The following is an 8112-nucleotide window of genomic DNA, read 5'->3' as shown; positions in this document are numbered from 1 at the left end:
CTGTGACCCGATCTACTGCACGCCCGCGTACGTTGAGATGGAAGCCGCCAATTGCTGGGTACAACTACGTCACCCTGAGAAGGCCATTCTGATCTTCGAGCAGGGGCTACGTGAATGGCCGACCGGCAGCCAAGAGCGTGACCGCGGACTGTGTCTCTCCCGCCTAGCTACAGCACACGCCATCTCCGGTGACCTCGACGCGGCTATGGAGACCGGGGTGCAAGCGGTGTCCGTTGTTACTCAGACTCGCTCCGGGCGCTTGTCGGAGGTTGTCCCGGTCTTCGTGGAAGTTGAGGTGGCGGTCCCCCGCCTGATGCCTGCCTTGCGGTAGGTGTTGGGCGTCCGCCAAGACGACCCGAAGGAGACAGGGGACCGCTGTGACCAAGACCTACCAGATGAACGAGCTCGACACGAGTGCGCTCGCCGTGCCGGAGCGGGTGAGCGTGGTGATGACCGAGGTCGCCGAGGACATGCGCGAGGGCCTGCTCGCGCTCGCCGTCGGCACCGGTCTGCGGGTGATGCAGGCGATGATGGACGCCGATGTGACCGCGGTGCTCGGCCGACGACGTGGCCGGGCTACTGGACGCGCTCGATGTGCGCCGCACCCATTTGCTGGGCCTGTCGATGGGCAGCATGATCGGGATGGAGTTCGCCCTGCGGCACCCCGACCGCCTCGACCGCCTGGTACTCGCCGGTCCTGCGGCGGGACCCGCTCGCAGCGTAATCGACCCAATCTCCACCTGGAACTGGGTCAAGGCCAACGACCAGGGCGGTGAGGTGTTCGGAGGGCAACAGTTCACCTGGCTGTTCTCCTCGACGTTCCTCCGCAACCAGCAGGCGGTGCAGGAGACGGCCGCCCTGCTCGCGAGCAACCCCAACCCCATCGGCCCCGAGGCCTACGAGCGCCAGGCTCGGGCCTACCTGCAGTTCGACGCCTCCGATCGGCTCGGCCGCATCAAGGCTCCCACCCTAGTCATCGTCGGCGAGCAGGATCTCCTGACACCGCCATGGGTCGCGCGCGAGGTGGCCGACGGGATCCCCGGAGCCCGGTTCGAGTTCGCTCCGGCGACGGTTCATCACACGTGCTACCACTGGAGCGCCCGGACGACTTCAACCAGCTGGTGGTGGACTTCTTGGCCGAGTGACGACGAGGACTCACGCCGTCAATGCTCTCCCCGCAAGCCGTACGTCCTACGGGACACCCGCCCAGAGGTTCCCGGACGACTCGCTTTCGGCGCGTGCGGCCCAGGTCCATTCCCAGAAGACCCGCCCGCAATAATGCCCGGTGTAGATAGCCTAAACGCTACAGTCATCGGATGGCCGGAATGCTCGTCGGGTACGCCCGCTGCTCGACCGACGCACAGGACCTCACCGCCCAGCGCAACGCGCTGACCGCGCTCGGTGTGAAGCCGGAGCGGATCTACGTCGACCACGGCCTGACCGGCACCAACCGAGCGCGGCCCGGCCTGCGGGAAGCACTCGCGGCGTGCCGATCAGGCGACACCCTCGTGGTCACCAAACTCGACCGGCTCGCCCGCTCCCTGACCGACGCCCGCAACATCGTCGAGGAACTGACCGAGGCCGACGTGAAACTCAACATCGGCGGCTCGGTCCACGACCCGACCGACCCGGTCGGCAGGCTGCTGTTCAACGTCCTCGGGATGATCGCTGAGTTCGAGTCGGACCTGATCAGCATGCGGACCAGGGAGGGCATGAAGGTCGCCAAGGCCAAGGGCCGACTGCGTGGCAAGCAGCCCAAGCTCAACCGCGCCCAGGAGGCTCACCTCGTCGAGCTCTGGCGAGCGGGAGAACACACCAGCGCCGAGCTCGCCGAACTGTTCTCCGTCGCACGCTCCACCGTGTACCGCGCCGTGCAGCGCGCCGGCCAGCCGAAGCCATCGCCAACTGGCCCCGCGTGAGCAGCGGTCCGCACTCGATTACGGAGCCGACGACCAAGACGCTCCTACCGCGCCAACCAGATCCTCCACCCCGCGTTGGGGCTGGTGACAGCACCGTTACCAACACCCCAACCTCCCCGAACGCGACCACCTCACGCGACAGGTCGCACGGCTCAACGCGCAGCTGCGCCGCTGAGCGGCGGGCGGCAGGCATACACCGACCCGATAGAGGTGGGAACCGATCTTCAACATCCTGGCCACCTTCGCGGGATTCGAAGTCGACCTGCTGCGCATGCGCACCCGCGAAGGTTGGCCGTCGCCGCGCCCTGCAACGAATCACCTTGATCCAGGGCCGGACGACAGCACTCGATACTCTGCGGCTCGGGACGGCTTCAGGAGTCCAGGCCCGGTAGGGCCGGCGGCCTCGGCGGGCGGGGCGCCAGCCGGGTGCGGGTGTGGCCGGGGAACGGTTGGTGGTCCGGCCGGCAGACCGCACCGTCGCGTAGTGGGGTGCCGTCGACCAGGTAGGTGGCGACCCGGCGGTCGGCGCAGCGGCTCTGGCCGACGATGGTGTGGCCCCAGCCGTCCAGGGTCAGCATGCGGCCGTTCGGGAAGGCGTCGGTGTACGGGCGCGTCGCGGCGTACGGCGTCGCGGGGTCGAACCTGGTGCCGATCACCAGCACCGGCTCGTCGACCTGCTGCTGCCACGGGCCGTGGTACGCGTCCTCGTCCTCGATGCCGAGGCCTGCGCACTGCACACCGACCCAGGCACGGAACCGGCCGAAGTGCGGCGCGGAGGTGTCCTCGACGTCGGCGAGTGCCGGGTACAGCGGCGCCGGCATCGGGTGCCCGGTGTCGACGCACAGGCTGGCGAGCGCGCCTCCTACGGACGGGTAGTCGGCGCCGCGCCGGTGCGGCGCAGCAGCCGTGAGGCGCTCGACGGTCTGCCGGGTCGCTGCCTGGTCGCCGGATCCGGTGGCCAGGTTCGCCAGCGTCGCCGCCAGCTCCGGCCACCCTGCCGGGTCGTACATCCCGAAGAACACCAGCTGCACCGCGGTCGCGTACGTCACCCGCAGCGGGCCGTCCGGGCCCTCGATGGTGACCGGGTCGGTCCGCAGCCGCGCGAAGGTACGTTCCATCACCTGCCGTGGGTCGCCGAGCCCCGCCAGCGCGCAGCCGGACGGGCCGGCGGCCCGGCAGAGGCGCAGGAACTCGCCGTAGGTAGCGGCGCCACCGCCGCCCTGGCCAAGCCTGGCGCCCACCGACCTGGGATCGCCGTCGCTGCCGGAGTACGCGCGCGGGTCGACCGTCCCGTCGAGCACGAGCGCCCGCACCCGGCCGGGGAACAGCCGCGCGTATGTGGCGCCGAGATAGGTGCCGTACGAGTAGCCGACGTAGCTCAACTCGTCGTCGCCCACCGCCTGGCGCAGCAGGTCCATGTCGCGCGCGACGTTAGCCGTCGACGAGTGCGCGAACCGCTCTCCCGATGTTCGGGCGCAGCTCGTCGCCAACCGCCTGTTGTCGTCGACGTACGCACGTTCCTCGCGTGCGCCGACAGGGAACGCGGGCATCCCGGCCAGCGCCTCGTTCTCCTCCTGCTGGCTGGCGAAGCACGTCGCCGGGTCGGACGCGCCGACCGCGCGGGGGTCGAAACCGAGGATGTCGAACCGCTCCCGCGCCTTCGCCGAGTACGCCCGCTTCGCGTTCTGCTGCACGAAGTCGACGCCGGAGCCGCCTGGCCCGCCCGGGTTGGTGAACAGCGTGCCGATCCGGTTCTCCCGGTCGGTCGCAGGCAGCCGGGTGAGGGCGATCGACGTGGTCGCGCCGTGCGGCCGGTCGTAGTCGGTTGGCACCTCCGCGACGGCGCACTGGAAGCCCGCCAGGCCCTCGCCGCAGCCCCGCCAGTCCAGCTCTGGCACCGGCGCCACGACCTGCCGCGGCTGATCGGCCGGCGCCGCCACCGCCTGGCCGGCCGTTGCCGCGAGCATGCCAAGCCCGGACACGACCGCGACCACCCCACGCAGCACCCTGGCACGTCCAAGCAAACCCACACCTGCCCCTCGGTCGGTCGGACGACAGTACTGGGTTCAGCCTCGGGCAGCGGAAGCGAGCCGGGTAGTGCCAGCGATAAGCGCCGCGGGATGCGTTCCGCGGCGCCCGCGGATGACATCTGTCACCGCGGCGGGAGGGTTCAGTTCGTGGAGTGGCCGCTGGTCACGCGGTACGCGTCGTAGACGCCCTGCACCTGGCGGACGTCCGCGAGCAGGTGGCCGAGGTGCTTCGGGTCGGCCATCTCGAAGGTGAACTTGCTGATCGCCACCCGGTCGCGCGTGGTCGACACCGACGCGGAAAGGATGTTTATGTGCTGGTCGGAGAGGAGCTTGGTGATGTCCGACAGCAGCCGGGTGCGGTCGAGCGCCTCGACCTGGATCGCGACGAGGAAGACGGAGTGCTGGCCGGGCGCCCACTCGACCTCCACCAGCCGCTCGGTCTGGCTGGACAGGTTCTCGATGTTCGTGCAGTCCTTGCGGTGCACGGAGACGCCGTTGCCGCGGGTGACGAAGCCGATGATCTCGTCGCCAGGCACCGGCGTGCAGCACTTCGCCAGCTTCGCCCAGATGTCGCTCTCGCCCTTGACAACCACGCCGGGGTCGCCGCTGCGCAGCTTCCTTGCCGGCCTGGTCGGCACCGCGGTCTCGACGACGTCGTCGCTTGCGCCCTCCACACCGCCGACCGACTGCACCAGCCGCTGCACGATCGACTGCGCGGACGTGTGCCCCTCGCCGATCGCCGCGTAGAGCGCGGAGATGTCCGTGTAGCGGAGCTCCTGGACGATGCCGAGCAGCAGGTCGCCGGAGAGGATCCGCTGCAGCGGCAGCCCCTGCTTCCTGATCGCGCGGGCCAGCGAGGCCTTGCCCCGGTCGACGGCCTCCTCGCGGCGCTCCTTGGAGAACCACTGCCTGATCTTGTTCCTGGCCCTTGCGCTCTTCACGAACGTCAGCCAGTCGCGGCTCGGTCCCGCGGTCTGCGCCTTGGACGTGAACACCTCGACCACGTCGCCGTTGTCCAGGGTGCTGTCGAGCGGCACCAGCTGACCGTTCACCCGGGCCCCGATACAGCGGTACCCGACCTCGGTGTGCACGGCGAACGCGAAATCGACAGGCGTGGCGCCCTGCGGGAACGACAGCACGTCGCCCTTCGGTGTGAAGACGTACACCTCGCCGGAGTTGATCTCGAACCGCAGGCTGTCGAGGAACTCGCCCGGGTCGCTGGTCTCCTTCTGCCAGTCGACGAGCTGCTGCAGCCAGTCGAAGTCGCCGTCGGACCTGCCGTTGCTCGAGTTGACGGCCTTGTCCGGCTCCTCCTTGTACTTCCAGTGCGCGGCGATGCCGTACTCGGCACGGCGGTGCATCGCCCAGGTGCGGATCTGCAGCTCGACCGGCTTGCCCTCGGGACCGATCACCGTGGTGTGCAGTGACTGGTACATGTTGAACTTCGGCATCGCGATGAAGTCTTTGAACCGGCCAGGCACCGGGTTCCAGCGCGCGTGTACGGCGCCGAGCACCGCGTAGCAGTCGCGGACGGTCTCGACCAGCACCCGGGTGCCGACCAGGTCGTAGATGTCCGCGAAGTCGCGGCCGCGGACGATCATCTTCTGGTAGATCGAGTAGTAGTGCTTCGGCCGCCCGGTGACCGTCGCCTTGATCTTCGCCGACCGGAGGTCGTCCTGCACCTGGTCGACGACCTTCGTCAGGTACTCGTCGCGGCGGGGCGCTCGCTCCCCCACCAGCCGCACGATTTCGTCGTACCGCTTCGGGTACAGGGTGGCGAAGGAGAGGTCCTCGAGCTCCCACTTGATGGTGTTCATGCCCAGCCGGTGTGCCAGCGGCGCGTAGATCTCCAGCGTCTGCTTCGCCTTGCGGTGCTGCTTGTGCAGCGGCAGCGAGCCCAGCGTGCGCATGTTGTGCAGCCGGTCGGCCAGCTTGATGATCAGCACCCGCGGGTCGCGGGCCATCGCGATGATCATCTTCCGCAGCGTTTCCGCCTCGGCGGCGGCCTGCCCGTACTTGACCTTGTCCAGCTTGGTGACGCCGTCGACGAGCAGCGCGACCTCGTCGCCGAAGTCCTTCTTCAGCTGGTCGAGCGTGCACTCGGTGTCTTCCACCGTGTCGTGCAGCAGCGACGCCACCAGGGTGGGTGTGGTCATGCCGAGCTCGGCGAGGATGGTGGTCACGGCGAGCGGGTGGGTGATGTACGGCTCGCCGCTCTTCCTCCGCTGCTTGCGGTGGTAGTACGCGGCGACCTCGTACGCCTTCTCGATGGTGCGGGTGTCGGCGTTCCTGTGGTTCGCGCGGACGATCCTGATCAGCGGCTCGAGCACCGGGTTGCTGCCGCTGCCGCTGCCGCGCTGCACCGCCAGCCGCGCCAGCCGACGCAGCGTGGACCGCTGGTGGACCGGCGCCTCCGGGTGCAGCGCCTCAGGCTCGGTGACCTGGGGTGCGGTGCCGTTCTCCGCCGGCGCCGTGCCGTTGCTCGCGGTGCCGGCGGTCTCCTCGACGGCGGCGTCAGCCGGTTCGGCCGCCGGCGCCGCGGCAGCCTCGTCGGGCGCGCCTAGCGCGCCCCGGGGTACGCCACCATCGGCCACGCGACCCCCTCCTGTCGGCGAACTGCTCACCTCAAGTCTACTGGCCGGTCACTCGCTGGCGAGTCCCCCACGCTCGGCGGCGCCGCTCAGACGGTCACCAGGGCACGGAACGGGGCCTCGCCGAGGCGCTCGCGGCCGTCCAGGAAGGACAGCTCGAGCAGGCAGGCCACGCCGATGAGCACCCCACCGACCCGCTGCACCAGGTCGACGGTGGCGCGCGCCGTGCCACCGGTCGCGAGCACGTCGTCCACGACCAACACCCGGTCACCTGGGCCGATGCCGTCGGTGTGCACCTCGACCGTGGCCTCGCCGTACTCCAGCGCGTACGACTCCGCAAGCGTCTCGCTTGGCAGCTTGCCCTCCTTGCGGACCGGGACGAACCCGGCACCGATCCGGTACGCGACCGGGGCGCCGAGGATGAAGCCGCGGGCCTCCACCCCCACCACCTTGTCGACCACCGAGCCCGGGTAGGCGTCGGCGAGCGTGTCCACCGTCGCGGTGAACGCCTTCGGGTCGGCCAGCAGCGGCGTGATGTCCTTGAAGATCACGCCGGGCTTCGGGTAGTCGGGGATGTCGCGTACCCGGGCCGCGATCAGCTCACGTACGTCCGCTGGGTCCATCGACCGTCCTCACCGTGTTCGACTCTCGGGGCTGCGGCGGCGGTCCGCGTCAACGCGGCCGGCCGCCGTCATTGTCTCGTCCGTGTCGGTGGTCGTCGCGGGCCCGTGCCTGCCGGCCGGTGCGCGGCGCCCGCACGCTGGCAGCGTCCAGGTCGAGCGCTACCCGTTCGAGCCCCTGTCTGGGCAGCCTCCGCAGCAGGGCCAGCTGCCGGTGCTCGGCTCCCATGGCCGGCACGCTCAGCGGGTCGGCCTCCCGCCGCTCGTTCTGCACCGCCCGTCTGCCGGTGGCCTTCCCCACCGCGCCGGCCGCGAGGCCGGCGGCTGTCAGCCCGGCGGCCTCCAGTGGGGACATGCTCAGGGCGTACGCCGGCGGCAGGGCGGTGGCCACCACCGCGTACGGCGTCGCAGACCTGGTGAACCGGTCGGTGACCCGGTGGGTCATCGACCAGCTGGCCCGGTCGCGCCGGCCAGCGCCGCCCCCGAACAGCTCCCTGCTGGCCTGCTCCTGCCGTTCCTGCTGCAGCTGTCCCACCCCGCGACCGTCGGCCACGTCGGCGAGCACCCGCGTCCGCAGGTCGGGCGTGGACATCGCCTGCACCTGCCGGGCGACGACGGGGAACTCCTGTCGGTCCGCGGCCCGCAGTGCCTGCGTCTCGGCGAACCGGCCGCGGATGTGCCTGCCGCCGCCCCACGCGGCGCCGAACACCAGCGTGCCGGCCCAGTGCTGCGGGCTGAGGTCGTGCATGGTCGCGAGCACTACGAGCGGCGTGCCCGCCACGCCGGTCCCCCGAGCGATCCGGCCGAGCTTACCCGGGGTTCCGCAGTTGATAGGCACACGACCTCGCCGAATCTGACGGCTGACCTGCGGGAACGCGGGTAGGGCTGGCGAGGGTGCGTGTGCCTACGCCCTCGTTCGCTGGTTGTGGCGGTGTTTGTCCTGTTCAGGAGG

The 8112-nt window shown here is 70.2% G+C and carries 6 protein-coding genes; 2 read left to right on the top strand and 4 right to left on the bottom strand.

All coding sequences use genetic code 11. The annotated features are described in order from the left end of the window. Positions 1–567 precede the first annotated feature (567 nt). A complete protein-coding gene (locus tag GEV07_30085) occupies positions 568–1392 on the top strand; it encodes an alpha/beta fold hydrolase (protein ID MQA06766.1) in 825 nt (274 codons plus the stop codon). Then, positions 1317–1919 (top strand): helix-turn-helix domain-containing protein, encoded by a 603-nt coding sequence (locus GEV07_30080; GenBank protein ID MQA06765.1) that lies wholly within the window; start codon positions 1317–1319, stop codon positions 1917–1919. The genes GEV07_30085 and GEV07_30080 overlap by 76 nt, the downstream gene beginning before the upstream one ends. A 371-nt stretch (positions 1920–2290) precedes the next feature. Here GEV07_30080 and GEV07_30075 read toward each other — a convergent pair whose 3' ends face one another. The 4 genes from GEV07_30075 to GEV07_30060 all read right to left on the bottom strand — a co-directional run bounded on the left by GEV07_30075 (position 2291) and on the right by GEV07_30060 (position 7941). Beyond that, complete coding sequence (locus GEV07_30075; protein ID MQA06764.1) at positions 2291–3925, bottom strand: alpha/beta fold hydrolase; 1635 nt, start codon at positions 3923–3925, stop codon at positions 2291–2293. A 164-nt stretch (positions 3926–4089) separates the two neighbouring features. After that, positions 4090–6573: a RelA/SpoT family protein gene (locus tag GEV07_30070; GenBank protein ID MQA06763.1), complete on the bottom strand. Its 2484-nt coding sequence runs from the start codon at positions 6571–6573 to the stop codon at positions 4090–4092. A gap of 56 nt (positions 6574–6629) precedes the next feature. After that, positions 6630–7163: an adenine phosphoribosyltransferase gene (locus GEV07_30065; protein ID MQA06762.1), complete on the bottom strand. Its 534-nt coding sequence runs from the start codon at positions 7161–7163 to the stop codon at positions 6630–6632. A 49-nt stretch (positions 7164–7212) separates the two neighbouring features. Then, a complete protein-coding gene (locus tag GEV07_30060) occupies positions 7213–7941 on the bottom strand; it encodes a hypothetical protein (protein ID MQA06761.1) in 729 nt (242 codons plus the stop codon). Between the last annotated feature and the right edge of the window lie 171 nt (positions 7942–8112).

This window comes from Streptosporangiales bacterium (genome assembly GCA_009379825.1).
Lineage (GTDB): Bacteria > Actinomycetota > Actinomycetes > Streptosporangiales > WHST01 > WHST01.
The sequence above is the reverse complement of the archived record's forward strand: the minus strand, read 5'-3'. Positions and strand labels throughout refer to the sequence as shown.

Coding starts and splice junctions, on each gene's coding strand:
- GEV07_30080 (MQA06765.1), top strand. CDS start 1,317: ATGGCCGGAATGCTCGTCGGGTACGCCCGCTGCTCGACCGACGCACAG.
- GEV07_30065 (MQA06762.1), bottom strand. CDS start 7,163: ATGGACCCAGCGGACGTACGTGAGCTGATCGCGGCCCGGGTACGCGAC.